Below are 558 nucleotides of genomic sequence, written 5' to 3' on the forward strand. Positions count from 1 at the left end.
CCCGCAGCCGGGCGGTGCCTGGAGCTACCAGATGCTGCATCTGGATGCGGCCTGGCTGCAGGCCGTGCGCGCGGAATACACCGGCGACGACCGCGAGCCGATCCGCATCGTTGCCGCGCCCGCGGTCTATGCGCGCTTTTGCCGTCTCAACGCGCTGCTGTTCTCCGCGGCCGATGTGGCAGACAAGGAAGCAGCGCTGATCGAGTTCATCGGCGCGTCCGATGCCGGGCAGGGGCGGCGCATGCCCGCCCAGACGGTTTCCCGCAGCCACCGCGAAACTGTGCAGCCGGTGCTCGATTTCCTGCGCGATCAGGCGGATGTGCACGCTGATCTCGCGGAACTCGCGCGCGTGGCCGGCATGGGCCGCTACCAGCTGATCCGCGCATTCCGCGCGGCTACGGGCATGACGCCCCATGCCTGGCAGCTGAACCGGCGTGTCAATCTCGCGCGTGAACGACTGCGCGCGGGCGAAGGCCTGGCCGACGTCGCCTATCGCCTGGGCTTTGCCGACCAGGCGCATTTCCAGCGCGTGTTCAAGGCGCATGCGGGGATTACGCC

At 69.0% G+C, this 558-nt stretch carries 1 protein-coding gene; it reads left to right on the forward strand.

Annotation, left to right across the window (positions count from 1 at the left end):
- Nucleotides 1-558: helix-turn-helix transcriptional regulator (locus D3H34_RS33610; RefSeq protein WP_147400644.1), on the forward strand; the 558-nt coding region annotated here is incomplete at both ends.

This window comes from Acidovorax cavernicola, assembly GCF_003581445.1.